Here is a 25,044-nt window from a genome sequence, read left to right as displayed (position 1 = left end):
AACACATGAGCCGTCCGCGTCGTCCTCCATTCGGGTGACGCACCGTATCTTGCCAACAGAACAAATGCCGTACTGCCCCTATGCGCCTCGAATGCAGACAGATTTTGCACGGCGCTGTCGTCACTATCGAAGATCATCAAAACGCAAATCAAAAAATCGTGCCGAGAGAAATCTTCTGGCGTCGATCATAACCGCTCGTTGCAAGTCCGAACTCCGATCAGGCAAGATCAGCTTGGTCCGTCTCGTGATCGTCGTATGCCCACATGTCAATAATGCAGGATAGGCGTGCGACTACGCAGCATTCAGTGCGCCGATTTGGACGGTAAATCAGCCTTCCGGCAGAAACTTGTTCTGACTGTGATCGTCGCGACCGAGGCAGGGGTCTGAGGCTGTCGCACGCGTCGATGCGCGACGTGTCGCCGAAATCCTCAATTTCCGAGGGCACACCGCGTCACGCGATCGGGCGCGAAGCGCGCCGTCCCAGGCGACAGCCGGTTGCGGAATTCTCAGGTCAGAGCGCGACGGGAACGGAGAGAGCGAATCCAACCGCTCTCGACGCCAGGGCATTCGCCTCGCGTTTCATCGGAAAATGTTCTGCGCAGGCACCGCCGCCGATGTGTCGGGACGGGGCGCCGCCACGTCCGCGCCTCAGCGAGCGCCGGGCACCGGCCGGGTCACCGAGCCCGTGAACCGGGAGGCGGCGAGATCGTCGCCGGGGCTTCGGGCGGAGAAGCGCGTCGCGATACCGGCGGTCGGCGTCACGATGGCGGCGGGGCCGCCGTCGAGCTTCGCCTTGGCGTTGGCGATCCGGATCGGCGCCGCGCGGTTCGCGGGCGCGGCATCCGAAGCGGCGGCCGCGAACAGGGCCCGCAGCTGCGTCCGCGCATCGGCGTTCGCAGGCACCAGCGGCGCGGTGCGCGACACCGGCGACGGGCTCGCGAGGTTCGCCATTCCGGAGTTGCCGAGGCCCGCCACCTGAACGGCCGGACGCGGCGGAGGAAGCGGCATCGTCAGGGCCGCGGTGACGGCAGCGAACTCGGCCGGGCGCCGGGGCGGAAGCGGAAGGCTGATGGTCGCGGTGGGCTCGGGTGCCGGCGCCGGTGGCTCGGCGGTCAGAAGGCTTTGGGCATCACGCCCGTCGCGATGCAGCAACGCGGTCTTGAGCGTCTCGTCGGCGGCCGGTGCGGCGTAGGCGAGGGCCGAACGGGCGACCACCGGTTCCTCCGTGTCGGCGCTCGCCAGGAGGACGGGCGCCGCCTTGGCACGCGACCGGGCCGGTGCCTTGGCGGCGACCTGGACCGGCGGCTCCGCCGCGCGGGTGCCGCCGCCGAACAGGCTTGCGAAGAAGCCCTTGATGCTGGGGCCCTCGTCCTCCTCCATCTGCGCCACTTCCGTGACGCCGAGGACCGTGCCGCCACGCGACAGGATCTCGGCGCGCGCGATCTCGTAGCCGGGGAGGGGGCGGTTGTCGGCGGGCAGGTGAACGGTCTTGCCGTCCGGGAAGAGCCGGGCGAGCTGGTCGTGGCTCATGCGCGGCCAGGAGCGGACCGACCCGACATCGAGATGGACGAAGGGCGAACCCGCGCGCGGGTACCAGCCCACGCCGCCCCGCTGCATCCGCATCCCCACGGCGCGGATCTGATCGATCGACACGTCGGGCAGGTAGAAATCCATCGCCTTACCGAGCATGTGCTGGCTGAATTCGGCCACCATGCGCGAGCGCCGCCGCAGCATCGCGTTGGTGCCGGGGGAGCGATAGGCCGAGACGACGGTGATCGGTTCCTGCGAGCCCACCGAGCGGTACGCTTCCCAGACCGTATCGAACAGACGCGGGTCCATCTTGATCGGCTCGTCGACGCGCCAGTCGCGCAGGAGCCAGTTGAGCTGCTCCAGCGCCGCCCGGTCGTAGCGCCCGTCGCGCTTGAAGGTGACGGTGAGGCTTTCCTTGGTGTGGCTGTGGTAGATCGACAGGGTGCGGGTGTCGCCATTGGCCACCGCATCCTGCGTGCCCCGGGTGCCGCCGATGACGCTCAGCCCGATGCCTGTGGCGATCACGGCCAAGTGGCGGAACCGCTTCGAACGCTCGGGCGGCAGAAGCCCGTCTCGCAGACGCTTGAGCACCGTGGTCCTACCCTCTGCCAGACCGCGACGAAGCGCGGGACGTGGTGAACGCAAGGTTGCCGAAAACCGTAAACGCCCGGTTTAACGGGTCCTCGGCGCATCGCCGTTCGACGCGTTAACGGCTAAGTCTCAACCGTGGCGAAATCGTGCCGTGCGTGTGCCGTCACACGCGATGGCAAACTGCGATTTGGACGAAGCGTCGCAGGATCGCCGAGCGGCGTCGAATCGTGATGCGGACCTGCCGCATCGCTGCAGAGACAACCGTCATCCCGCCGTGACGCGACGATGACTACCACCAGCCACTGGAGGTCTGGCCCGGGCGCGGCGTCCAGAGGTCCGGCTCGCCGAAATCCGCCGGTGGCCGCGCCGCCGACGGCCGCGACCGGCTTGTGTTGTCGGATTGCGCATCCACCACGGGCTTGCGCCGCATCTCGGCCACCGGCTTCGGCCCGGCCGTGGGCCTCACCGACGTCGCGGCCTTCGCGGCGGGTGCCTTGGCCACCAGCAAGCTGCCCGGGCTGAGGCCGAGCGCGATCTTCATCCGGGCGTCGTAACCGTAGAGGTCGGGCAGCGTGCGGAGACTGCCGTTCTCGTCCACCTCGGTGGTGAAGTAGGCGAGGTGCACCGGCAGCTTCTCGGGCAGGCGGATCTGACGCTCGCCTTTGCCGATGAGCTTCTTCAGGCGCTCGCTCGACCAGGCATCGGGGAGCACCGCGTCGGCAAAGCGGAAGGGATCGTCCACGCGCACGCAGCCGTGGCTGAGCGCCCGCTGAGACGACGAGAACAGGCTGCGGTTCGGGGTATCGTGCAGGTAGACCGCGTGGTTGTTCGGAAACATGAACTTGATGAAGCCGAGGGCGTTGCGCTCGCCCGGGGGCTGGCGCACCGACACGTTGCCGTTGCGGTAGACCACCTCGTAGCCGCGCCGCGCGGCGTAGTTCGGGTCCCGCGCGAGCCCCGGCAGGAACTCGTTCTTCAGGATCGAGGGCGGCACGTTCCAGGACGGATTGACGACGGCGTATTCCATCATCCCCGAGAAGATCGGCGTCGGCGTGTCGGTCTTGCCCACGATGACCCGCGCCTCATCACGCGGCCGGCCGTCCCGCACCACCCGGAGGCGGAACTCAGGGATGTTGACCATGACGTAGTCGCGGCCGAGGTCGGAGGGCAGCCAGCGCCAGCGTTCCATGTTCACGATGAGGGCGGCCTCGCCGTCGTCGGCGCGAACGGCCGCGTCCGGCCGGGCGAGGGCCGCGACGGTCTGCGCCGTCAGCGTGCCGGTGGCGGGCAGACCGCGCCCCCGCTGGAAGTTCGAGACGGCTCCGGCGACGCGCGCATCGTAGGTCTCCGGATTGCCCGGGCCGGCGTCGAGGGTTCCGGCGGTGCGGGATTCGAGGCCGAACCGGGTGCGCAGCGCCGGGACGCGCGGATCGCTCATCCCGAGCTTCAGCACCGGACCCGGCGCAAGCTGCACGCTCGGGGCGGCCGGCACGTGGTTGCGGCCGCGCAGTGAGGCGAGACGCGTCTTCAGGGCGATGTACCCGGCCTGATTGGGGTTGTATCCCTGCAGCAGGGCGCCGGCCGAGGCTCCGGCCGAGGCGATGCGTCCGAGGACCGCGTCGGGCTGTGGAATGTCGAGACTCGGGGTGATCAGCCGAGAGATGCTGGAGAGGTTGATGCGCCCGCCCCGCGCGTCCCGGGCGTAGAGCACCACCGCCGCCGACAGTTTCAGCTCGGCCTCGGAGATCTGCGCCTCGGTGGATCCTTGCGTGCCCAGCACCGGGACCGGATAGGCCGAGGCGGTGAGGCCGTCCTCGCCGGCCGCAGCCAGACGCGCCGCGGCCGCCTTCGCGGCGGGCGTGAAGGCACCGTCGACGATCCAGACCGGCTTGAACGCGCCGAGGGCATAGAAAGCCTGGATCGCCTCCCGCTCCTTGGTCGAGAGGCGCGGAAGGATCGGCGCCGGGTCGGACAGTCGCGCGGCGACGGCGGCGGATTGCGGATCGCTCGGCGGTGGCTGAGCCGGGGCTTCCGCGACGGGCGCGGGCGCCGGCGACCCCGGACTGGTGGAGGCGTCCGGCGCGGTCGCGGGCTTCTGGCTGGCGGTCACCGGTGCCGTCGAATCGACGGCGGGCGCCGCGGCACCCGGATCGACGGCGGCGTTGCGCACCACCGGCGGCGTCGGTGCGGGATCGGGCGTCTGGGCCTGGGCCGCGGTGGCCGCGAGCAGGGCGGACAGCGCGACGGCGGCGGAGCGCGAAACGCCCATGGGTGCAACTCCTCGGGACCGACCGGGTCGGCCAATGGCGGTAGGATAATCGGCCCGCGCGCGAGCGTGTGCAATCGCACGCGCGCCGCACCCGAGCGGGAAATTCTCAGGCGGCCTCGTCGGACTTCTCTTCGCCGTCGAGACCGAGATCCTTGAGCTTGCGATAGAGGGTGGATCGGCCGATTCCGAGGCGGCGGGACACTTCCGACATGCGCCCGCGATAGAATTGCAGCGCGAAGCGGATGATCTCGGCCTCGAGGCCTTCCATGGTCTTCATCTCGCCGGTCTCCTCGGCGACGAGGCTCATGGCGTGCGGATCGCGCACTTCCACCCGCACGATCTCGCGCACGGGCTCCGGGGCGCCGGACTGCACCATCGGCTGCATGGGGGCGGCCGGGATGCGCACGTCGAACCCCTCGACCTGGGCGGCGATCTGCGGGAACTCCGAGACCGTGAGCTCGTCCCCGTCGGCGAGCACCACCGCGCGGAACAGCGCGTTCTCCAGTTGGCGCACGTTGCCGGGCCAGCCGTAGCGGGTCAGCAGGGCCATGGCCTCCGGGGTGATGGCGCGAACCTTCTTGCCCTCCTCGGCGGAAAAGCGCGCGCAGAACGAGCGGACGAGGTCCGGAATGTCCTCGCGGCGCGCCCGGAGGGGCGGCAGGGTCATGGGGAACACGTTGAGGCGATAATACAGGTCCTCGCGGAAGCGGCCCTGCTTGACCAGGTCGAGGAGCGAGCGATTCGTCGCCGAGATCAGGCGGATGTCGACGCGCACGCTGCGCTTGGCGCCCACCGGATCGACTTCGCCCTCCTGGAGGGCGCGCAGGAGCTTCACCTGCGCGTCGAGGGGAAGCTCGCCGATCTCGTCGAGGAACAGGGTGCCGCCGGAGGCCTCGACGAATTTGCCGACATGGCGCTCGGTGGCGCCGGTGAAGGCGCCCTTCTCGTGGCCGAAGAGCGTGGATTCGACGAGGTTGTCGGGGATGGCGCCGCAATTGACCGTGACGAACGCCTTGCCCCGCCGCTCGCCGGACCCCTGGATCGCCCGGGCCAGGACTTCCTTGCCGACGCCGGATTCGCCCTCGATCAGCACCGGGATATTCGATTTCGCCGAACGCTCCGCGAGGCGGATCACCCGGTCCATGTCGGAGCTGCGCGATGTGAGGTCCTTGAAGCTGAGGGCGCCGGAGGCGCGCCGACGCATGCGGCGGACTTCCTCTTCGAGTTGATCGACCTTGAGCGCGTTCTTGATCGAGACCTGCAGCCGCTCGGCACCGGCGGGCTTGACCACGAAATCCACCGCACCCGCCCGCATCGCGGTGACCACCGCATCGATGGAGCCGTTCGAGGTCTGGACGATGACCGGAACGTCGAGGCCGGTCTTGCGCATCTCCGCCATGACGCCGAGGCCGTCGAGGCCGCCGGGCATGACGAGGTCGAGGAGAACCACGTCGATCGACTCGCCGGAGCGCAGCAGGCCCAGGCCCGTCTCGCCGTTCTCGGCCACCCGCGTCTCGAAGCCGAGGCGCCGCACCATCGCTTCGGCGAGGCGGCGCTGCACGGGATCGTCGTCGACGATGAGGACCGTTGTCGACATGGGGCAGCCTCGATGTTCGCGGGCGGACAGGACCGGCGACGCGGGGTCGCTCGGCGACCTTCGCCACCCGCTTGTTTCGTTTCGAACCGCACGGTGGCCCAGATGCGTAAAGCCTCGCTTAACGACGATGGCACTTTTCGCTTTGGGCGTGTGTTCGGGGTCCACTGCCGTACCGATGCCCCCGGACAAACCGTCCCGCTCCGGACGATTCTGCCTCTTCCGGATTGATCGCACCGCGCAAGCGCTCGATATCAGCGCGCACGGCACCCGTCGTGCCCCCAGGGAAGCGAACCATCATGCCGAGCCGAGCCGTCGCCCATGCCAGCCTCCCGGGCATCGTCGCGAATGCGGAAGGGTCCAGCGCGGCCAGGGCGGCCGCGCATGCGGCCGAGCTCGGCGCCCTGCCGGAATGGGACCTGACGGACCTCTACGCGGGCATCGACTCCCCCGACTTCACCGCCGACCTCGCCCGGGCCGAGGCTGAGTGCGTCCGGTTCTCGCAGCGCTATGCCGGTCGCCTCCAGGAACTCGCCGAGAGCCGTGAGGCTTCGGCCAGACTCGCCGAAGCGGTGGCGGCTTATGAGGGAATCGAAGACCTGCTCGGGCGTCTGATGTCGTTCGCCGGCCTCGTCTATTCCGGTGACACCACCGACGAGCACCGCGAAAAGTTCTACGGCGATACGCAGGAGCGCCTCACCACGGCCTCAAGCCATCTCCTGTTCTTCGCCCTCGAACTGAACCGGATCCCCGACGAGACCCTGGACCGGGCCATGGCGGAGGGCCCGCTCGCCCATTACGCGCCCTGGATCGAGGATCTGCGCCGGGAGAAGCCGTTCCAGCTCGACGACCGCACCGAGAAGCTGTTCCTCGAAAAGTCGGTGACCGGGCGCTCGGCCTGGAACCGCCTGTTCGACGGCACCATCGCATCGCTGCGCTTTTCGGTTCAGGGCGAGCAACTGACCCTGGAGCCGACGCTCAACAAGCTTCAGGACCCCGACGGCACCGTGCGCAAGGACGCGGCGAGCGCGCTCGGCGACGTCTTCCGCGCGAACCTGCGTACCTTCACGCTGATCACCAACACGCTCGCCAAGGACAAGGAGATCTCGGATCGCTGGCGCGGGTTTTCCGATGTGGCGGATGCCCGTCATCTCTCGAACCGTGTCGAGCCCGAGGTCGTCGCGGCCCTCGTCGGGGCGGTCCAAGACGCTTATCCGCGCCTGTCGCACCGGTACTACCGCCTCAAGGCGAAGTGGTTCGGTGTCGAGGCGCTGCCCTATTGGGACCGCAATGCGCCCCTGCCGAAGGTGGACCAGCGCACGATCCCCTGGACGGAAGCCCGCGACACCGTGCTCGATGCCTACGGTGCCTTCTCGCCTCGCATGGCCGACATCGCCCGAACCTTCTTCGACCGCAACTGGATCGATGCGCCGACCCGCCCGGGCAAGGCGCCCGGCGCCTTCGCGCACCCGACCGTGCCCTCGGCCCACCCCTACGTGCTCGTGAACTACCAGGGTAAGCCGCGCGACGTGATGACCCTGGCGCACGAACTCGGCCACGGGGTGCATCAGGTGCTCGCGGGCCCGAACGGCGCCCTGATGGCGCCGACGCCGCTGACCCTCGCCGAGACCGCGAGCGTGTTCGGTGAGATGCTGACCTTCCGGCGGCTTCTTGCGGCGACGACGAGCGTGTCCCAGCGCCGCGCCATGCTGGCCGCCAAGGTCGAGGACATGATCAACACGGTGGTGCGCCAGATCGCGTTCTACTCCTTCGAGCGCAAGGTTCACCTCGCCCGCGCCCAGGGCGAGTTGACCGCCGAGCAGATCAACGGCCTCTGGATGTCGGTTCAGGCCGAGAGCCTCGGCCCGGCGATCAAGCTCGACTCCGGGTACGAGCCGTTCTGGGCCTACATTCCGCACTTCATCCACTCGCCGTTCTACGTCTACGCCTATGCCTTCGGCGATTGCCTCGTGAACTCACTCTACGGCGTCTATGCGAAGGCCGAGGACGGCTTCGTCGAGCGCTACTTCGCCCTGCTTTCGGCCGGCGGCGCCAAGCCCTACGGCGAACTCCTCGCTCCCTTCGGCCTCGACGCCCGCGACCCGGGCTTCTGGCAGATCGGCTTGTCGATGATCGAGGGTATGATCGCAGAGCTGGAAGCGATGGAGGCCTGAGGCCTTGGTCTGCGCCGCCTTCCGTTGTACGTTTCGTCTAACGGAAGGCGGCGCATGATGAAGCTCGAAGTCAAGAAGATCGGCAATTCGACCGGGTTGATCCTGCCGAAAGAGTTGTTGGGTAAGCTCAACCTTTCTCAGGGGGACTGGTTGTCCGTCACAGAGAACGCCGACGGCTCTGTACGGCTTTCTCCCCTTGATCCGACCTTCGAGAAGGGGATGGAGATCGCGGAACGTGCGATGAAGACCTATCGCAACGCTCTCACCGAACTTGCTAAGTGATCGAGCCCACCAGAGATATCGTCTGGCTGACCAGCGACCTCGTTCAGGCGATCCACGCAAGACAGCTGAGATTGTTCGGAGGTCCACCGGGCCTTCGCGACGAGGGGATGCTTGACTCGGCACTCAGCCGTCCGATGAACAGAGCAGCCTATGGCTCAATCGACTTGGCGGAACTAGCGGCGGCAGACGCGTTCGGCATCGCCAAGAACCACCCTTTCATCGACGGCAACAAGCGGGCTGCTTTTCTCTCACTGATTACATTCCTCGGCCTGAATGGGATCGACTTTCTGGTCGAGGAGGCGGAGGCCGTCGTGATGATCCGTGGCCTCGCCGCGGGCGAGATTGACGAAGCCGGCATGGCGCGCTGGATTCGTGACAATTGGCCGAGCCCCTGAGCAGCGATCCGCGACCCATGAGCCCGCTGCCCTGGCAAGCACAGGCGGCGCGCTTATCTCGGAAAGGTCTTCCTCTCCCGAGTTGATGCACCCGATGGCCGACACCGATCGCGAAGCCAACCGCTTTTCCGCCCGCGCCAGCCGCTACGCCCGCGTCGGCGCCAATGTCGGCGGGGTGGCGGCGCGCATGGCCGGGGCCCGGCTGTTCGGCGGCAAGGAGGCCCCCACCAACGCGGCGGCCCTGGCGCAGGCGCTCGGCGGCCTCAAGGGTCCGATCATGAAGGTGGCGCAGCTGCTCGCCACCGTGCCGGACCTGTTGCCGCCCGAATACGCAACCGAGTTGCAGAAGCTGCAGGCCGACGCCCCCCCCATGGGCGCCGCCTTCGTGAAGCGCCGGATGATGGCCGAACTCGGCGCCGGCTGGCAGGCCCGTTTCTCCGCCTTCGACCTGAAGCCGGCGGCCGCCGCTTCTCTCGGCCAAGTCCACCGAGCCACCGCCCTCGACGGCACCAAGCTCGCCTGCAAGCTCCAGTATCCGGACATGCAATCGGCCGTGGAGGCAGACCTGAAGCAGTTGGAGGTCGCCTTCGCCCTGCACCGCCGGATGTCGTCCTGGCTCGACACCCGCGAGATCGCGAAGGAAATCGGCGCGCGGGTGCGCGAGGAACTCGACTACGAGCGCGAAGCCAAGCACGCGGTGCTCTACGCGAATGTCCTGCGCGACATCGATGTCGTCAGGGTCCCGGCCATCCACAAGGATCTCTCGACGAAGCGCCTGCTGACGCTCGGCTGGCTCGAGGGCGAGCGCATCCTCAATTTTGCCGATGGCCCGATCGAGATCCGGAATCGGCTGGCGCAATCGATGTTCAAGGCCTGGTGGCACCCGTTCAGCCGGGCGGCCGTCATCCACGGCGATCCGCATCTCGGTAACTACACGGTGTTCTCCGAGGGCGGCGAGGCGCAGGGCATCAACCTCTTGGATTACGGCTGCGTGCGCATCTTCCACCCGCGCTTCGTCGGCGGCGTGGTCGACCTGTACCGGGGGCTCCTCACCAACGACAACGCCCGCATCGTCCATGCCTACGAGACCTGGGGCTTCAAGAACCTGAACAAGGAACTGGTGGAGATCCTCAACATCTGGGCGCGCTTCATCTACGGCCCGATCCTCGAGGACCGGACCCGCACCGTCGCGGATGGCGTGAAGCCGGGCGAGTACGGACGGCGCCAAGCCTTCGAGGTGCACCAGGCTCTGAAGGCGCGTGGCCCCGTGACGATCCCGCAGGAATTCGTTTTCATGGATCGCGCGGCGGTCGGCCTCGGCGCCGTGTTCCTGCACCTGCGTTCCGAGCTGAACTACCATCAATTGTTCGAGGCCGAGATCGACCGGTTCTCGCTCGCCGAACTCGAAGCCCGCCAGGGCGAGGCGCTCACGACCGCCGGGCTCGCGCTGCCGGCCTGAACGGGTCGCCACAAAAACCCGTTCGTGGCGATTAGGAGGCGCGCATGTCGATTGCGAGCGACCTTGGCATGCGCTAAATCCCCTTGGAACAAATCAAGACGATGCCCAAGGGGACGCCCACAAGATGGCCGATACCAAGACCGTGTCCGGCGTGCATTACAGCCCGGCGATGGATGAGAAGACCCACGAGCAGACCTATCGCGGCTTCGTTCGGTTCGTTGAAATCGGCACCGGCGTGGTGCTGTGCTGGGTTCTCGCGCTGGCCGTCGGCGGCATCCGCGAGGCGTGGCTGACGGCGATTTTCGGTGTGATCCTGTCCGGGATCGCCGGTGCGGTCGGCGCCCTTGCGCCCGCGATCGGCTGGAAAGCCCCCCTGGCGGTCGGCATCCTTCTTGCTCTTTACCTCGCCTTCGCCTGAACTCCTCCCTTCTTGACTGAATTTGCGGGTCGCCTTCGGGCCGTCCTTTAAGGAGCACTCCTGCATGCGCATTGCTGTATTATCGGAAACCGATCCCGCGGAGCCGCGGGTCGCGGCGGTGCCAGAAACGGTCAAGAAGTTCATCGCTCTCGGAGCCGAGGTGACTGTCCAGTCTGGCGCTGGCCTCAAGGCCGGCGTCCCGGACGCGGAGTACGAGGCGGCCGGTGCCTCCATCGCCGGATCGGCGGCGGACGCGGCCGGCGCCGCGGACCTCGTCCTGAAGGTCCGTCGTCCCACGTCCGACGAGATCGGTCTGCTCAAGCGCGGCGCGACCGTAATCGCCATCATGGATCCGTACGGCCACGAGGCCGAACTCGGCGCCATGGCGGAAGCCGGCCTCGATGCCTTCGCCATGGAGTTGATGCCCCGCATCACCCGCGCCCAGGTCATGGACGTGCTGTCCTCGCAGGCGAACCTCGCCGGCTACCGCGCCGTGGTCGACGGCGCGTCGGAGTACGGTCGCGCCATGCCGATGATGATGACCGCCGCCGGTACCGTCCCGGCCGCCCGTGTCTTCGTCATGGGCGTCGGCGTCGCCGGCCTCCAGGCGATCGCCACCGCCCGCCGGATGGGCGCGGTCGTCACGGCCACCGACGTGCGTCCCGCCACCAAGGAGCAGGTCGAGTCCCTCGGCGCCAAGTTCGTCGCCGTCGAGGACGAGGAATTCAAGCAGGCCGAGACGTCGGGCGGATACGCCAAGGAGATGTCCGCCGAATACAAGAAGAAGCAGGCCGACCTCGTCACCACGCACATCGCCAAGCAGGACATCGTCATCACGACGGCGCTGATCCCGGGTCGCCCGGCACCGCAGCTGGTTTCCGAGGCCATGGTCGCGTCGATGAAGCCGGGTTCGGTCCTGATCGATCTCGCGGTCGAGCGCGGCGGCAACGTCGAGGGCGCCAAGCCCGGCGAGATCGTCGTCACCGAGAAGGGCGTGAAGATCGTTGGCCACCTCAACGTGCCCGGCCGGCTCGCGGCCACCGCCTCCAGCCTCTACGCCCGCAACCTCTACGCCTTCGTCGAGACGCTGATCGACAAGGAGGCCAAGACCCTGGCGGTCAAGTGGGACGATGAGCTCGTCAAGGCGACCAACCTGACCCGCGACGGTCAGGTCTCGCATCCCTCGTTCCAGCCCAAATCCTGATCCCGTCGGAGGATACGATGGCTACGCTTCCCCCCGATCAGGCCGCCGAGCAGGCGCGCGCCGCCGCCGCCGCGGCCCGAACCGCTGCCGACATCGCGCAGCAGCACGCGCTCCAGGCGCAGAAATATGCCGAGGGCATCGGTCAGGGCCTCAGCGCCGTGACCCACGGTGCCGTCGACCCGACCGTCTTCCAGCTCGCGATCTTCGTGCTGGCGATCTTCGTCGGCTACTACGTGGTCTGGTCGGTCACCCCGGCCCTCCACACCCCCCTGATGTCCGTCACGAATGCGATCTCCTCGGTGATCATCGTCGGCGCACTGCTCGCCGCCGGCGTCCCTTACGTCGAGCACGGCACCGGCTGGGCTCGCTTCTTCGGCTTCGTCGGCATCATCCTCGCCAGCGTGAACATCTTCGGCGGGTTCCTCGTCACCCAGCGCATGCTCGGCATGTACAAGAAGAAGGCCTGAGACATGTCCCAGAACGTCTCATCCCTTCTCTACATCGTCTCCGGCGTCCTGTTCATCATGGCGCTTCGGGGGCTCTCCCACCCGACCACGTCGCGGCAGGGCAACCTGTACGGCATGATCGGCATGGGGCTCGCCATGCTCACCACCCTGGTCGGCCATCCGCCGGCCGGTGCCGGCGCCTGGGGTATCGTGATCCTCGGCCTCGCCATTGGCGGTGGCGCGGGTGCGGTCATCGCCAAGCGCGTGCCCATGACGGCGATGCCGCAGCTCGTCGCAGCCTTCCACTCCCTCGTCGGCCTCGCGGCGGTGATGGGTGCGGCGGCGACGCTCTACGCACCGCAGGCGGTCGGCATTCTCGAGAACGGCCACATCCACAAGGAGTCGCTGTTCGAGATGGCGCTCGGCGGCGCCATCGGCGCCATCACCTTCACGGGCTCGGTCATCGCGTTCCTGAAGCTCGACGGCCGCATGTCGGGCAAGCCGATCATGCTGCCCCAGCGCCACGCCATCAACATCGCCCTGGGCATCGCCCTGGTGGTGCTGATCGCGATCTTCATCGGCAACGAGAGCAAGGCCGTCTTCTGGCTGGTCGTGATCCTGTCCTTCGCGCTCGGCGGATTGCTCATCATCCCGATCGGCGGCGCCGACATGCCCGTCGTCGTCTCGATGCTGAACTCCTACTCGGGCTGGGCGGCGGCCGGCATCGGCTTCACCCTGGGCAACCTCGCGCTCATCATCACGGGTGCCCTCGTCGGCTCCTCGGGCGCGATCCTGTCCTACATCATGTGCAAGGCGATGAACCGCTCGTTCATCTCCGTCATCCTCGGCGGCTTCGGCGGTGATTCCGCAGCGGCCGGCGCGGGGGGCGCCGTCGAGACTCGCCCGGTCAAGCAGGGCTCGGCGGACGACGCGGCCTACATCCTGAAGAACGCCGAGCGCGTCATCATCGTGCCGGGCTACGGCATGGCGGTGGCGCAGGCCCAGCACAGCCTTCGCGAGATGGTCGATGTGCTGAAGAAAGAGGGCGTGGACGTGAAGTACGCGATCCACCCCGTCGCCGGCCGTATGCCGGGCCACATGAACGTGCTGCTCGCGGAAGCGAACGTGCCCTACGACGAGGTGCACGAACTCGAGGACATCAACGGCGATTTCCCGCAGGCCGACGTGGCCTTCGTGATCGGCGCCAACGACGTCACGAACCCCGCCGCCAAGACCGACAAGGCCTCGCCCATCTACGGCATGCCGATCCTGGACGTGGAGAAGGCCAAGACCGTGCTCTTCATCAAGCGCGGCATGGGCTCCGGCTACGCGGGCGTCGAGAACGAGGTGTTCTTCCGCGACAACACCATGATGCTCTTCGGCGACGCCAAGAAGGTCGTCGACAGCATCGTCAAGAACCTCTGAACCGAGGCGGGTTCAAGCCCGCAGGTCCGGGGCAGAGGGGCTGGCGCGCAATCGCCGGCCCCTTTGTCGTTTGGGATGCAGCCTGACGCCCCGCATCGGGCTATGGTCGCGCCCGTGTCAGCCGCTCATGCCCTCGACGCGCCGCGCGCGTTCCTCGATGTGTCCCGTTCGATCCTCGGGCGGCCCTGGCGCGACCGCTGCGCCGACCCGGCCCTCCAGGCCTATGCGGCCACGATGGTCCAGGCACACGCGCTGCCGGAGTTGCTCGCCCGCGTGCTGGCCGGGCGCGGCATCCGTCCGGCCGAGTCGGAGGCGCACCTGAACCCGCGCCTGCGCGACCTGATGCCGGACCCCGATTGCCTCGTCGACATGGGCGCGGCCACCGAGCGCCTCGCCCGCGCGGTGGCGGACAACGAACAGGTCGCGATCTTCGGCGATTACGACGTCGACGGCGCCGCGAGCGCCGCCATGCTTGCCGCCTACCTGCGCGGCCTCGGCCTCGACGTCCATATCCACATCCCCGACCGGATCATGGAAGGCTACGGCCCCAACATCGCGGCGGTCACGGCTCTTCAAGAGGCGGGCGCGACGCTCCTCGTCACGGTCGATTGCGGCACCAGCGGACACGCGCCGCTCGAGGCGGCCGCATCGCTGGGTCTCGACGTCGTCGTTCTCGATCATCATGGAGCGCCCGAGCACCTGCCGCCGGCCCGTGCGCTGGTGAACCCCAATCGCCTCGACGATCTCTCGGGCCTCGGCCATCTCTGCGCGGCGGGCGTGGTCTTCCTCACCCTCGTGGCGCTCAACCGGCGCCTGCGCCGGGACGGTATGGCGGCGGACCGGCTGCCCGACCTGACCCAGGCGCTCGACCTCGTGGCGCTCGCCACCGTCGCCGACGTGGTCCCGCTGACGGGGCTCAATCGCGCCTTCGTGGTCCAGGGCCTCAAGGTGATGCGTGCGCGCGGTCGGATCGGGCTCGCCGCTCTCCTCGACGCGGCCTCCCTGAGCGAGCCGCCGGAAGCCTGGCATCTCGGCTATCTGCTGGGTCCGCGCATCAATGCCGGCGGACGCATCGGGGATGCGGGTCTCGGCGCACGGCTTCTCACCACCGACGATGGCGCGGAAGCCGCGCGCATCGCCGCCGAACTGGACCACCTCAACCGCGAGCGTCAGGCGATCGAAGCCCTGGCGGTGGCCGCCGCCGAGGCCGAGATGGGTCACGCCCTCACGCTCGATCCGGATCGCCCCGTCCTTGTCGCGGCCTCCGCCGAGTGGCATCCCGGCGTGGTCGGCCTCATCGCGGCGCGCCTGAAGGAGCGCTTCGGACGTCCGGCCTTCGCCTTCGCGCTCCGCCCGGACGGCACGGCCACCGGCTCGGGCCGCTCGATTGCGGGCGCCGATCTCGGCCATGCCGTGCGGGAGGCCGTCGAGGCCGGCCTCGCCCTCAAGGGCGGCGGCCATGCCATGGCGGCCGGCGTGACCCTGCCGGGCTTCGACGTGACGGCCTTTCGCGATCACCTTTGCACCACGCTCTCGCAAACGGTGGCCCAGGCGCGCGCCGTGGAGGCGCTTTTGGTAGATGGCACGGTGAATGCCGGTGGGGTCACCGCCGAAATGGTCCGGATGATCCACCGCGCCGGACCTTTCGGGTCGGCGGCGCCCGAACCGACCTTCGTCCTGCCTCGCCATCGCATCGTGGATGCCGCCATCGTCGGCCACGGGCACGTGCGGGCGCGCCTTCGCAGCCGCGACGGCCAGGCGATCGGCGCCATCGCGTTCCGCTCGGCGCAAGGTCCGCTCGGGCAGGCGATCCTGTCCGGGATCGGGCGCGAGGTGCACGTCGCCGGGACCCTCGCGGTCGACACCTGGCGCGGTGCGGAGCGGGCTCAGCTCCGCATCTGCGATCTGGCGCATTTCGATTGAGCCCCACGGTTGACTCGTGCCCGGGCCGTCATCATAAGGACGGCGCGCCGCCGAGAGGCGGCCGGTTTGGGGGAATGTCCCGAGCGGCAAAGGGGGCGGACTGTAAATCCGCTGCGTAAGCTTCGTAGGTTCGAGTCCTACTTCCCCCACCAAATCTCCAGAGGCGGCGAGGAAGATGCTCCTGTCTCACTTCGAAGACCAAGGTGTTCGGTCGTCGATGCGGGTGTAGCTCAATGGTAGAGCAGCAGCCTTCCAAGCTGAATACCCGGGTTCGATTCCCGGTACCCGCTCCACTTTCGCTCCCTTCCTGATGATCGCCCTTTGCGTGTAGGTCGGCGCTGCCGCCGGATTGACGTGCATGGGTTCGTCGAGAAATTCGGCCAGCAAAGCGATGATTGCCGTCGATCGATACCGATCTGGCATCGATCCATCCAGCCTTTGAGTTGGACGGCGCTTCGGGCCCGGCCCTAGGCTTCTCCCCACAAATGGCCGCCGAGTCCGAAGGGACGAGAGAACGGTCGATGTTCGCCACGGCAACGGCCGGGCGATCCGCTCTCAGGGAGAGACGCCATGGGCGCCGGTCTGGTCATGACCGCGGCGAAGCGGAGCCGTGTTCGGCTCCTCATCGTCACGATGCTGTTCCTCGCCACCACCATCAATTACGCCGACCGGGCGACGCTCTCGATCGCCGGTCCGTCGCTCGCCAAGGATCTCGGCCTCGATGCCGTCTCCATGGGCTACGTCTTCTCGGCCTTCGCCTGGTCCTACGTCCTGGCGCAATTGCCCGGTGGTTGGCTGCTCGACCGCTACGGCGCGAAGTGGGTCTATGCGGGCGCGATCTTCCTGTGGTCGGCCTTCACCCTGATGCAGGGGGCGGTGGGTTTCTTCACCGGGTTCACCGCGGTCGCTGTGCTGTTCAGCCTGCGCCTGCTCGTGGGGCTCGCCGAGGCACCGGTGTTCCCCGCCAACGCCCGCATCACGGCCGCGTGGTTCCCGACCTCCGAGCGTGGTACCGCCTCCGCTTTCTTCAATTCCTCCCAGTACTTCGCCACGGTGCTGTTTACCCCGCTCATGGGCTGGGTGGTGCACCATTACGGCTGGCATCACGTCTTCACCCTGATGGGCGCCCTCGGCATCGTCTTCGCGCTGGTCTGGACGCAGGTGATCCACGGGCCGAGGGAGCATCCCGGCATCAATGCGGCGGAGCGCACCTACATCGAGGAGGGTGGCGCGCTCCTCGACATGGACGGGCGCGGGACCGATGCGCCGGCCGCCGCCGGACGCACGATCCGGCAGTTGCTGTCGAACCGCATGCTCCTCGGCATCTATATCGGCCAATACTGCATCACGACGCTGACCTACTTCTTCCTGACCTGGTTCCCGGTCTATCTCGTCAAGGAGCGCGGCCTCTCGATCCTCCAGGCGGGCTTTGCGGCCGTGCTGCCGGCGCTCTGCGGCTTCATCGGCGGCATCCTCGGCGGCTGGATCTCGGACCGGCTCCTGAAGAGTGGCTACTCCCTCACCGCATCGCGAAAAATCCCGATCGTGGGCGGCATGCTGCTCTCGATGAGCATCATCGGCTGCAACTACGTCCAGGCCGACGCCCTCGTGGTCGGGCTGATGGCGCTCGCCTTCTTCGGCAAGGGCATCGGGGCGCTCGGCTGGGCGGTGGTCTCCGACACCTCGCCGCGTTCGACCGGCGGCCTCAATGGCGGCCTGTTCAACACGTTCGGCAACACCGCAGGCATCACGACCCCGATCGTGATCGGCTACATCGTCCAGCAGACCGGCTCGTTCAACGGCGCGCTCGTCTTCGTGGGGCTGAACGCGCTCGTCGCGGTGTTCTGCTATCTCGTCATCGTGGGTGAGATTCGGCGGGTGGAACTACACTGAACCCGAGGCCCCGCCTGAAGACTGATCGACCGTGGACCCTTCGTCCACGGCCGCCCGCTCGCGAGGCACGATGCTCGATTTCGGCCAACTCCGCTGCTTTGCCGCCGTCGCGGAGGAACTGCATTTCGGGCGCGCCGCCGCCCGGCTGAACATGACCCAGCCGCCGCTCTCCCGGCAGATCCAGGTGCTGGAACGGGTCCTCGACGTGCAACTCCTCGACCGGACCAGCCGCTCGGTCCGACTGACCGCCGCCGGCCGTAGCTTCCTGCCGGAAGCCGTGCGCATCCTGCGCCTCGCCGAGACCGCGACCCACGTCACCCGCCAGGTCGCGGCCGGCCGGGCCGGCGTGCTCAAGCTCGGGTTCACGGCGGCGTCGGCCTACGACTTCCTGCCCCGACTCGTCATCGCCTGTCGCGGCGCCATGCCGGACGTCACCCTCTCCTTGCGCGAGATGGTCACGAAGGATCAGGTCGAGGCGATCTTGTCGGGCCAGATCGATGCGGGGCTGATCCGTCCCCCCGTCAACCATCCGGAACTCGATGCCGAACGGGCGCTCGCCGAACCGCTCGTCGCGGCGTTGCCCGAGGATCATCCCCTTGTTTTCCGAACCGGCCTGACCCTCGACGATCTCGCGGACGAGGCCTTCATTGGCTACGCCCCGCACGAGGCGAGCTACTTCCACAATCTGCTGATCGGATTGTTCTCGGGCGCCAGCGTGCAGCCGCGCATCGTGCAGCAACTCACGCAGATCCATTCGATCCTCGGATTGGTGCGCGCCGGCATCGGCATCGCCCTGGTCCCGGCGGCGGCCGAACGCTTGCGCTTCGAGGGCGTCGCGTTCCGCCCCCTCGACCTCGCGCAGCCGCGTCCGGCTGAGCTTCACCTCGCCTGGCGGCGCGGCTGCGACGTGCCGCTCCTGACGCATCTCCGGCGCTTGTTGCACGAACTGCCTTGAAACCCAGGCGGATCGATGCCGAGGGCGCATCGATCGATCCAGCCTTTGGCTTGGACCGGCATCGGCGGGCTTTCTAGAACAGGACTGTCAGACGGCGCGCAGAGGCCGCGGCACTCGGTTCGGGAGAACGCCCATGCCCTTCGATGTCACATCCTCCGAGAGGCGCGGTGCCTCGCGCACCCCCGTCGTCTCCGCCATGAAGGTCGTGCCGGTGGCGGGGCGCGACAGCATGCTGCTGAACCTGAGCGGCGCGCACGGTCCCTTCTTCACCCGCAACCTCGTCATCCTGACGGATTCCACCGGCGCCACCGGCCTCGGCGAAGTGCCGGGCGGCGAGCGCATCCGCGCCACCCTGGAGGACGCGGGCGACTTGGTCATCGGCCGCCCCATCGGCGACTGGCAGGCGGTGCTCAACGCCATGCGCGTCCGCTTCGCCGACCGCGATGCCGGTGGCCGGGGCCTGCAGACCTTCGACCTGCGCGTCACCATCCATGCGGTCACGGGAATCGAATCCGCATTCCTCGATCTGCTCGGCCAATTCCTCGACGTGCCGGTGGCGGCTCTCCTCGGCGAGGGCCAGCAGCGCGACGCCGTCGAGATGCTCGGCTACCTGTTCTATGTGGGTGACCGCCGCCGCACCGATCTACCCTACCGCGCGCCCGACGCCGGCGACGGCTGGTTCCGCCTGCGGGACGAGGAGGCCCTGACCCCGGACGCGATCGCGCGCCTCGCCGAGGCGGCCTACGAGACCTACGGCTTCAACGACTTCAAGCTGAAGGGCGGCGTCCTTTCCGGCGAGGACGAAATCGCGGCGGTGACGGCGATCCACGAGCGTTTCCCGAAGGCGCGCGTCACCCTCGACCCCAACGGCGCCTGGTCGCTGAAGGAAGCGATCGCCCTCTGCAAGGGCCGGGGCGACGTCCTGGCCTATGCGGAGGATCCGTGCGGGGCCGAGGAGGGCTTCTCCGGCCGCGAGATCATGGCGGAGTTCCGGCGCGCCACCGGCCTGCCGACCGCCACCAACATGATCGCCACGGACTGGCGCCAGATGAACCATGCGATCCAGCTCGGCTCCGTCGATATTCCCCTGGCCGACCCGCATTTCTGGACCTTGGCCGGCTCGGTCCGCGTGGCCCAACTCTGCCGCGACCACGGCCTGACCTGGGGCTCGCACTCGAACAACCATTTCGACGTGTCACTGGCGATGTTCACGCATGTGGCCGCCGCGGCTCCGGGCCGCGTTACCGCCATCGATACTCACTGGATCTGGCAGGATGGGCAGCGCCTGACGAAGGAGCCCCTGCAGATCAAGGGCGGCCTCGTGCGGGTGCCCGAGCGCGCCGGCCTCGGCATCGAACTCGACTGGGCCGAGGTCGAGGCGGCGCACGCTCTCTATCTGAGCCACGGCCTCGGTGCCCGCGACGACGCCTCCGCCATGCAGTTCCTGATCCCGAACTGGACCTTCGACAACAAGCGCCCCTGCCTCGTGCGCTGAACCCACACGCCCGGAGACGCGACGATGACCGATATTCTCACCAACCGCTTCAAGGCGGCCCTCCATGCCGGCCAGCAGCAGATCGGCCTTTGGTGCAGCCTCGCCAGCCCGATCTCCACGGAGGTCGTGGCGGGCTCCGGCTTCGACTGGCTCCTCCTCGACATGGAGCATTCCGCCAACGATCTGCGGGATGTCTACGCGCAGGTGCAGTCGATGATGGAGAGCCCGGCCCACGCCATGGTGCGGGTGCCGAGCGATGAGCCGATCACCATCAAGCGCATCCTCGACACCGGCGTGCAGTCGCTGATGATCCCCAACATCGACGACGCCGACCAGGCCCGCCGGGCGGTCGCCGCGACCCGATACGCGCCGCGCGGCGTGCGCGGCTTCTCGCAGGCGCCCCGCGCCGCCCGCTTCGGACGCATCCCGGACTACCACGCCCGCTGCGAGGCCGAGATCTTCGTGGCGGTGCAGATCGAGTCGCGCCGGGCGCTCGACAACCTCGAGGAGATCGCGGGCGTCGAGGGCGTCGACGGCGTCTTCATCGGACCCGGCGATCTCTCGACCAGCCTCGGCTACATCGGCCAGCAGAACCACGCCGACGTGGTAAATGTGGTGGAAGCGACGGTGGCCCGCATCCGCGCCACGGGAAAGCACGCGGGCATCCTCACCGCCAACGAGGACCTGGCCCACCGCTACATCGCGGCCGGCACCCGCTTCACGGCGGTCGGCTCCGACATGGGCCTCCTCGCCCGCACCTCCGAAGCGCTCGCCGCGCGCTTCCGCTGACGCTCGACATTCCGGAGACAGACATGAACGTGGGATTCATCGGCCTCGGCATCATGGGTGCGCCCATGGCCGGGCACCTCATCGCGGGCGGCCACAGCCTCGCCCTCAAGACCCGTCGGCAGGCGCCCGAAAACCTCGTCGCGGCCGGAGGGACGCCCTGCGCCACCGCCGCCGACGTGGCCGCGCGCTCGGACGTCATCATCCTGATGCTGCCCGACACCCCCGACGTCGAGACCGTGCTGTTCGCGCCCGACGGCGTCGCCGAGGGCGCGAAGCGCGGCTCGGTCGTGGTCGACATGAGTTCGATCTCGCCCATCGCCACCCGCGACTTCGCCGCTCGCCTCGCGGAGCGCGGTGTCGATTATCTCGACGCGCCGGTCTCCGGCGGTGAGGTCGGCGCCAAGAACGCGGCACTCTCGATCATGGTCGGTGGCAAGGCGGACATCTTCGCCCGCGTGAAGCCGCTCTTCGACCTGATGGGCAAGACCGTGACCCATGTCGGCGAGACCGGTGCCGGTCAGGTCGCCAAGGTCGCCAACCAGATCATCGTGGCGTTGACCATCGAGGCGGTGGCCGAAGGCCTGCTCTTCGCGTCGAAAGCCGGCGCCGATCCGGCCAAGGTCCGCCAGGCCATCACCGGGGGCCTCGCCACGTCGCGCATCCTCGAACTGCACGGGGAGCGCATGATCAAGCGGACCTTCGATCCGGGCTTCCGCATCGCCCTGCATCAGAAGGATCTCAATCTCGCGCTGGAAGGCGCAAAATCCCTCGGCCTCGCCCTGCCGGGGACCGCGCTTGCGCAGCAGCTCTTCTCGGCCTGCGCGGCCAACGGGGCTGGCGACAAGGATCACTCGGCCCTGGTGCAGGCCCTCGAGATCATGGGCAACCACGCGATCGCGGAAGGCTGACGACCTCAGGAACGACCGTCCCCGCTCATCGCACGCTCAGGGCTGCGCGCTGGCAAAGAACTTCGGGTTCAGCGCCGCCAATGCCAGCAGGGGCGGGGGCATGACCACGCCAGCGACCCGCATGGCGCGGGCCGAAGCCCGGCACGTCGCCTGATCGTTGGAGGCGGCGGCGGTCTCGATCTTCGCGATCAGAGCCTCGTCCGGCTTCGGGCTCGGCGCCGGGGCACCGGGTGCGGACGGGGACTTCGCGGCGGCATTCGCCTGGGCCAGGGCGGACTTGCCGTCGCCGGCGGGGACCTTGGCGGCCGGTGGGGCCGCCTCGCCCGTCGGCGCCTTCGCGTCAGTCTTGGTCGGGCCGCTCAAACCCGATGTCTGCTGCGGCGCGCCGCCGGAGGAGGAGGGCTGCCCATCGCTCTTGCCGGACGCGTTGGAGACCGCCGTCGATTGCGACGCGGGTGTCGCGGCCTCCTGCTTCTTCTCCTCGGGTTTCTTCACGAACGCCAAGAGTTCCTGGCACAGGTTCGCGGGACCGGGCGCGGGCACCGGCGCAGGCGTCGCGTCCTGCGCGAAGGCGCCCGGCGCGATCAGAGAGGTGGACAGAAGCAGCGCGACGAAGGGCAGGCGGTGGATCATGCTCGGTCCCCTGGGATCCAGGCTCGTTGCGAGGTGGCGTCGGCCCAGCATCTGGACCTGCGAACGCGGTTCAGGAACGCTTGGGGTTCGACGGCTCGCCGGTCGCCTTGCCGTGGGCCGATTCACCGGTGTCGTTGGTGCTCGGGTTGCCGGTCCACTTCTCGCCAACCAGGTTGGTGCCGGGCTCCGAGACCCTGGCGCCGGTGGTGGCGAAGGCCTGGTAGGCGAACTTCTGGTTGCTGGTCAGGGCGTACATGGCCAGGACGCCGAGCGCGATGGCTGCGATCACGGCGACGATGAAGGCTTTCATGGTCGGATTCCTCGTCGCCGCATGGTGCGGCCCAAAGCGTTACTCGGCGGCGGCCGGGTGGCGACGGCCGAGTTGCGGGCCGCTCGCGGTCTTGGCCTGCTCCTGCTCGACCCAGAGGTCGTGGTGGGCACGGGCCCAGGCCAGATCGACCTTCCCGCTGCCCATGGCGTCATAGGCGCCCTTCATGCCGAGGGTGCCGATGTAGATGTGCGCCAGGATGCCGGCGATGAAGGTGATTCCGATCAGCGAGTGGATCACCTGCATGACCTGCATGCCGTTGATGTCGAGGAGCGCGAACGGGAACAGCATCATGATGCCGGTGACGCTCATGGCGGCGCCGAAGCCGGCGACCATCCAGAACACGCCCTTCTGGCCGGCATTGAAGCGGGCCGCGTGGGGATGCTTCTTCCCGATGAAGCCGCCGCCAGCCTTGATCCAGGCCCAGTCGAGCCGGTTGGGGATGTTGTCCTTGATCCACACGACGAACATCATGGCGACGCCGAACATGAACGGCCAGGCGAGATAGACGTGGCTGTACTTGGCCCACTGGGCCAGGGCGCCGAAGGCCTCGGGACCGATCAAGGGCATCAGCAGGCGCTTGCCGAAGATGTAGTTCAGGCCCGAGAGCGACAGGATGATGAAGCACACGGCCGTCATCCAGTGCGTGAAGCGCTCGAACGCGTTGAAGCGCAGGATCTTCTTGCCCGAATCCTGGGTGTCGTCGGTGAGGATGCGCCCGCGCCAGAGGAAGAACGCGCCGAGGGCGGCCAGCATGCCCAGGATGAACGCCGCGCCGATCCAGGGCAGGTAGCGCTCGCGGAAGGACTGGTACTCGCGGCCCTGCGGTTGGATCAGGTTCGCGGCCTTGCCATCCGGAATGCTGATGCGTCCGGTGATCTTGGAATTCTGCTTGAACAGGAATTCCTCGTTGACCGAGTCCGCCGTGGGCTTCGTGCCCATCGGGTTCAGCCCGTCCTGCTGCTGCGGATTCTGCGCCTGCGCGGGTTCGAACGCGCCCGGCAGGGCCAGGAGCGTCGTCGCGAGGACGAGGGTGCTGAAAAGCGTGACTGCCCGCCGCATCGGCGTTCCTTTCGATGTCGTGTCGTCACGGGACCGTCGGATGACCGACGGTCCCAGAGCCGGTCGCGTGGCGATCAGATCGCCACGGTCTCGCGATAGGCCGTCTTCCAACCCCAGGCGCCGGAGCCGTATCCGCGCTTGACCACGCGCTGCTTGTAGATCTCGGCGATCATCTCGCCGTCGCCCGCGAGCAGCGCCTTGGTCGAGCACATCTCGGCGCAGAGCGGCAGCTTGCCCTCCGCCAAGCGGTTCGAGCCGTACTTCTCGTACTCCGCCACCGACAGGTCTGGCTCCGGGCCGCCGGAGCAGTAGGTGCACTTGTCCATCTTTCCGCGCGAGCCGAAATTGCCGACGCGCGGGTACTGGGGCGCGCCGAACGGGCAGGCGTAGAAGCAATAGCCGCAGCCGATGCAGATGTCCTTGGAGTGCAGCACCACGGCGTCGGCCGTGGTGTAGAAGCAGTTCACTGGGCACACGGCGGCGCAGGGCGCGTCGGTGCAGTGCATGCACGCCATCGAGACCGAGCGCTCGCCGGGCTTGCCGTCGTTGAGCGTCACGACGCGACGGCGGTTGATGCCCCAGGGCACCTCGTGCTCGTTCTTGCACGCGGTGACGCAGGCGTTGCACTCGATGCAACGGTCGGCGTCACAGAGGAACTTCATACGGGCCATAGTGGATGCGCTCCTCTCACGCGGCCTTGATCTGGCACAGGGTACACTTCGTTTCCTGCATGCCCGTCACAGGATCGAAGCCGTAGGTGGTGACCGAGTTGACGCTCTCGCCGAGCACGACCGGGTCGGTCCCCTTCGGATAGAAGTCGCGCATGTCCTTGCCGTCGTACCAGCCGGAGAAGTGGAAGGGCATGAAGGCGACGCCCTTGCCGACGCGGTCGGTGACGAGCGCCTTGACCTTGGCCTTGGAGCTGTTCTCGGCGCCCGTGACCCAGACCCAGGACCCGTCCTTGATGCCGCGCTCGGTGGCGTCCCCGGTGTTGATCTCGACGAACATGTCCTGCTGCAATTCGGCGAGCCAGGGGTTCGAGCGGGTCTCCTCGCCGCCGCCCTCGTATTCCACGAGGCGGCCAGACGTGAGGATGATGGGGAAGTCGCGCGCCACGTTGCGCTCGACCGCCGCCTTCTGAACCGAGAAGCCGATGTTGGGCATGCGGAACTGGCGCTCGTCCGGCCGGGTCGGATACTTCGCCACGAGGTCGGGGCGCGGCGAGTAGACCGGCTCGCGGTGCACCGGCACGGGATCGGGCAGGTTCCAGG

22 protein-coding genes and 2 tRNA genes are annotated in these 25,044 nt (G+C 68.1%); 16 read left to right on the top strand and 8 right to left on the bottom strand.

The features are described from left to right. Positions 1-648: 648 nt before the first annotated feature. The 3 genes from JWQ05_RS09420 to JWQ05_RS09410 form a co-directional block, all read right to left on the bottom strand. Positions 649-2,055, bottom strand: a complete 1,407-nt coding sequence (locus JWQ05_RS09420) for a DUF882 domain-containing protein (protein ID WP_299657854.1) — start codon at positions 2,053-2,055, stop codon at positions 649-651. Between the two features lie 355 nt (positions 2,056-2,410). Next, on the bottom strand, positions 2,411-4,390 hold the full coding sequence (locus tag JWQ05_RS09415; protein ID WP_299657849.1) for a L,D-transpeptidase family protein: 1,980 nt from the start codon (positions 4,388-4,390) through the stop codon (positions 2,411-2,413). Between the two features lie 106 nt (positions 4,391-4,496). Further along, the gene (locus tag JWQ05_RS09410) at positions 4,497-5,987 is read right to left on the bottom strand and encodes a sigma-54 dependent transcriptional regulator (protein ID WP_299657847.1); all 1,491 of its coding nucleotides are present in this window, start codon (positions 5,985-5,987) and stop codon (positions 4,497-4,499) included. 296 nt (positions 5,988-6,283) lie between these two features. Here JWQ05_RS09410 and JWQ05_RS09405 point away from each other — a divergent pair, with 296 nt between their 5' ends. The 16 genes from JWQ05_RS09405 (at position 6,284) to JWQ05_RS09330 (ending at position 21,750) form a co-directional block, all read left to right on the top strand. Beyond that, positions 6,284-8,158 carry a M3 family oligoendopeptidase gene (locus JWQ05_RS09405; protein WP_299657845.1) on the top strand — a complete coding sequence of 625 codons (1,875 nt, stop codon included), beginning with the start codon at positions 6,284-6,286 and terminating at the stop codon, positions 8,156-8,158. Positions 8,159-8,215: 57 nt separating this feature from the next. After that, entirely contained in the window at positions 8,216-8,440 is a 225-nt protein-coding gene (locus tag JWQ05_RS09400) for an AbrB family transcriptional regulator (RefSeq protein WP_299657852.1), read from the top strand. After that, positions 8,440-8,835 carry a type II toxin-antitoxin system death-on-curing family toxin gene (locus tag JWQ05_RS09395; RefSeq protein WP_299657851.1) on the top strand — a complete coding sequence of 132 codons (396 nt, stop codon included), beginning with the start codon at positions 8,440-8,442 and terminating at the stop codon, positions 8,833-8,835. Before JWQ05_RS09400 ends, JWQ05_RS09395 begins: the two co-directional genes overlap by 1 nt. Positions 8,836-8,929: 94 nt before the next feature. Beyond that, the gene (locus tag JWQ05_RS09390; RefSeq protein ID WP_299657843.1) at positions 8,930-10,294 is read left to right on the top strand and encodes an AarF/ABC1/UbiB kinase family protein; all 1,365 of its coding nucleotides are present in this window, start codon (positions 8,930-8,932) and stop codon (positions 10,292-10,294) included. 124 nt (positions 10,295-10,418) lie between these two features. Continuing rightward, positions 10,419-10,712 (top strand): aa3-type cytochrome c oxidase subunit IV, encoded by a 294-nt coding sequence (locus tag JWQ05_RS09385; protein WP_299657841.1) that lies wholly within the window; start codon positions 10,419-10,421, stop codon positions 10,710-10,712. Between the two features lie 64 nt (positions 10,713-10,776). After that, complete coding sequence (locus tag JWQ05_RS09380) at positions 10,777-11,916, top strand: Re/Si-specific NAD(P)(+) transhydrogenase subunit alpha (RefSeq protein WP_299657839.1); 1,140 nt, start codon at positions 10,777-10,779, stop codon at positions 11,914-11,916. A gap of 17 nt (positions 11,917-11,933) precedes the next feature. Further along, entirely contained in the window at positions 11,934-12,383 is a 450-nt protein-coding gene (locus JWQ05_RS09375; RefSeq protein WP_299657837.1) for a proton-translocating transhydrogenase family protein, read from the top strand. Positions 12,384-12,386: 3 nt separating this feature from the next. Continuing rightward, positions 12,387-13,787 (top strand): NAD(P)(+) transhydrogenase (Re/Si-specific) subunit beta, encoded by a 1,401-nt coding sequence (locus JWQ05_RS09370; RefSeq protein WP_299657835.1) that lies wholly within the window; start codon positions 12,387-12,389, stop codon positions 13,785-13,787. A 102-nt stretch (positions 13,788-13,889) separates the two neighbouring features. Further along, positions 13,890-15,710, top strand: coding sequence for a single-stranded-DNA-specific exonuclease RecJ (gene recJ / locus JWQ05_RS09365; protein WP_299657833.1), 1,821 nt, complete (start codon positions 13,890-13,892; stop codon positions 15,708-15,710). Positions 15,711-15,778: 68 nt separating this feature from the next. Further along, positions 15,779-15,862: transfer RNA gene (locus tag JWQ05_RS09360), tRNA-Tyr, on the top strand. Positions 15,863-15,929: 67 nt separating this feature from the next. After that, positions 15,930-16,003: transfer RNA gene (locus tag JWQ05_RS09355), tRNA-Gly, on the top strand. Positions 16,004-16,280: 277 nt separating this feature from the next. After that, positions 16,281-17,603 carry an MFS transporter gene (locus JWQ05_RS09350; RefSeq protein ID WP_299657831.1) on the top strand — a complete coding sequence of 441 codons (1,323 nt, stop codon included), beginning with the start codon at positions 16,281-16,283 and terminating at the stop codon, positions 17,601-17,603. Positions 17,604-17,673: 70 nt separating this feature from the next. After that, positions 17,674-18,558, top strand: a complete 885-nt coding sequence (locus JWQ05_RS09345) for a LysR substrate-binding domain-containing protein (RefSeq protein ID WP_299657829.1) — start codon at positions 17,674-17,676, stop codon at positions 18,556-18,558. 133 nt (positions 18,559-18,691) lie between these two features. Then, complete coding sequence (gudD, locus tag JWQ05_RS09340) at positions 18,692-20,053, top strand: glucarate dehydratase (RefSeq protein ID WP_299657828.1); 1,362 nt, start codon at positions 18,692-18,694, stop codon at positions 20,051-20,053. 24 nt (positions 20,054-20,077) lie between these two features. Then, complete coding sequence (locus JWQ05_RS09335) at positions 20,078-20,842, top strand: HpcH/HpaI aldolase/citrate lyase family protein (RefSeq protein ID WP_299657826.1); 765 nt, start codon at positions 20,078-20,080, stop codon at positions 20,840-20,842. Positions 20,843-20,865: 23 nt separating this feature from the next. Continuing rightward, positions 20,866-21,750: a 2-hydroxy-3-oxopropionate reductase gene (locus JWQ05_RS09330; RefSeq protein WP_299657824.1), complete on the top strand. Its 885-nt coding sequence runs from the start codon at positions 20,866-20,868 to the stop codon at positions 21,748-21,750. Between the two features lie 36 nt (positions 21,751-21,786). Here the strand turns inward: JWQ05_RS09330 and JWQ05_RS09325 are convergent, their stop codons facing one another. From JWQ05_RS09325 to JWQ05_RS09305, 5 genes are all read right to left on the bottom strand, one after another. After that, positions 21,787-22,383 (bottom strand): hypothetical protein, encoded by a 597-nt coding sequence (locus JWQ05_RS09325; protein ID WP_299657822.1) that lies wholly within the window; start codon positions 22,381-22,383, stop codon positions 21,787-21,789. A gap of 70 nt (positions 22,384-22,453) precedes the next feature. Then, positions 22,454-22,693 (bottom strand): hypothetical protein, encoded by a 240-nt coding sequence (locus JWQ05_RS09320; protein ID WP_299657820.1) that lies wholly within the window; start codon positions 22,691-22,693, stop codon positions 22,454-22,456. Between the two features lie 39 nt (positions 22,694-22,732). Further along, complete coding sequence (locus tag JWQ05_RS09315; protein ID WP_299657818.1) at positions 22,733-23,773, bottom strand: formate dehydrogenase subunit gamma; 1,041 nt, start codon at positions 23,771-23,773, stop codon at positions 22,733-22,735. Between the two features lie 74 nt (positions 23,774-23,847). Further along, positions 23,848-24,444: a formate dehydrogenase FDH3 subunit beta gene (gene fdh3B / locus JWQ05_RS09310; protein WP_056092144.1), complete on the bottom strand. Its 597-nt coding sequence runs from the start codon at positions 24,442-24,444 to the stop codon at positions 23,848-23,850. A 16-nt stretch (positions 24,445-24,460) separates the two neighbouring features. Further along, positions 24,461-25,044 (bottom strand): formate dehydrogenase subunit alpha (locus tag JWQ05_RS09305; protein WP_299657808.1); only part of this gene is annotated, 584 nt, incomplete at its 5' end.

The sequence above is a fragment of the Methylobacterium sp. genome (assembly GCF_028290105.1).
Classification (GTDB): domain Bacteria; phylum Pseudomonadota; class Alphaproteobacteria; order Rhizobiales; family Beijerinckiaceae; genus Methylobacterium.
Note: the sequence above shows the minus strand (reverse complement) of the source record. Positions and strands in the feature narration are given on the sequence as shown.

What these genes read in the sequence shown, in the direction of transcription:
- JWQ05_RS09410 (WP_299657847.1), bottom strand. Translation starts at nt 5,987, where the DNA reads ATGTCGACAACGGTCCTCATCGTCGACGACGATCCCGTGCAGCGCCGC.
- JWQ05_RS09350 (WP_299657831.1), top strand. Translation starts at nt 16,281, where the DNA reads ATGGGCGCCGGTCTGGTCATGACCGCGGCGAAGCGGAGCCGTGTTCGG.
- JWQ05_RS09400 (WP_299657852.1), top strand. Translation starts at nt 8,216, where the DNA reads ATGAAGCTCGAAGTCAAGAAGATCGGCAATTCGACCGGGTTGATCCTG.
- fdh3B (WP_056092144.1), bottom strand. Translation starts at nt 24,444, where the DNA reads ATGGCCCGTATGAAGTTCCTCTGTGACGCCGACCGTTGCATCGAGTGC.
- recJ (WP_299657833.1), top strand. Translation starts at nt 13,890, where the DNA reads ATGGTCGCGCCCGTGTCAGCCGCTCATGCCCTCGACGCGCCGCGCGCG.
- JWQ05_RS09415 (WP_299657849.1), bottom strand. Translation starts at nt 4,390, where the DNA reads ATGGGCGTTTCGCGCTCCGCCGCCGTCGCGCTGTCCGCCCTGCTCGCG.
- JWQ05_RS09345 (WP_299657829.1), top strand. Translation starts at nt 17,674, where the DNA reads ATGCTCGATTTCGGCCAACTCCGCTGCTTTGCCGCCGTCGCGGAGGAA.
- JWQ05_RS09405 (WP_299657845.1), top strand. Translation starts at nt 6,284, where the DNA reads ATGCCGAGCCGAGCCGTCGCCCATGCCAGCCTCCCGGGCATCGTCGCG.
- JWQ05_RS09325 (WP_299657822.1), bottom strand. Translation starts at nt 22,383, where the DNA reads ATGATCCACCGCCTGCCCTTCGTCGCGCTGCTTCTGTCCACCTCTCTG.
- JWQ05_RS09320 (WP_299657820.1), bottom strand. Translation starts at nt 22,693, where the DNA reads ATGAAAGCCTTCATCGTCGCCGTGATCGCAGCCATCGCGCTCGGCGTC.
- JWQ05_RS09330 (WP_299657824.1), top strand. Translation starts at nt 20,866, where the DNA reads ATGAACGTGGGATTCATCGGCCTCGGCATCATGGGTGCGCCCATGGCC.
- JWQ05_RS09385 (WP_299657841.1), top strand. Translation starts at nt 10,419, where the DNA reads ATGGCCGATACCAAGACCGTGTCCGGCGTGCATTACAGCCCGGCGATG.
- JWQ05_RS09315 (WP_299657818.1), bottom strand. Translation starts at nt 23,773, where the DNA reads ATGCGGCGGGCAGTCACGCTTTTCAGCACCCTCGTCCTCGCGACGACG.
- JWQ05_RS09375 (WP_299657837.1), top strand. Translation starts at nt 11,934, where the DNA reads ATGGCTACGCTTCCCCCCGATCAGGCCGCCGAGCAGGCGCGCGCCGCC.
- JWQ05_RS09370 (WP_299657835.1), top strand. Translation starts at nt 12,387, where the DNA reads ATGTCCCAGAACGTCTCATCCCTTCTCTACATCGTCTCCGGCGTCCTG.
- JWQ05_RS09335 (WP_299657826.1), top strand. Translation starts at nt 20,078, where the DNA reads ATGACCGATATTCTCACCAACCGCTTCAAGGCGGCCCTCCATGCCGGC.
- JWQ05_RS09390 (WP_299657843.1), top strand. Translation starts at nt 8,930, where the DNA reads ATGGCCGACACCGATCGCGAAGCCAACCGCTTTTCCGCCCGCGCCAGC.
- gudD (WP_299657828.1), top strand. Translation starts at nt 18,692, where the DNA reads ATGCCCTTCGATGTCACATCCTCCGAGAGGCGCGGTGCCTCGCGCACC.
- JWQ05_RS09380 (WP_299657839.1), top strand. Translation starts at nt 10,777, where the DNA reads ATGCGCATTGCTGTATTATCGGAAACCGATCCCGCGGAGCCGCGGGTC.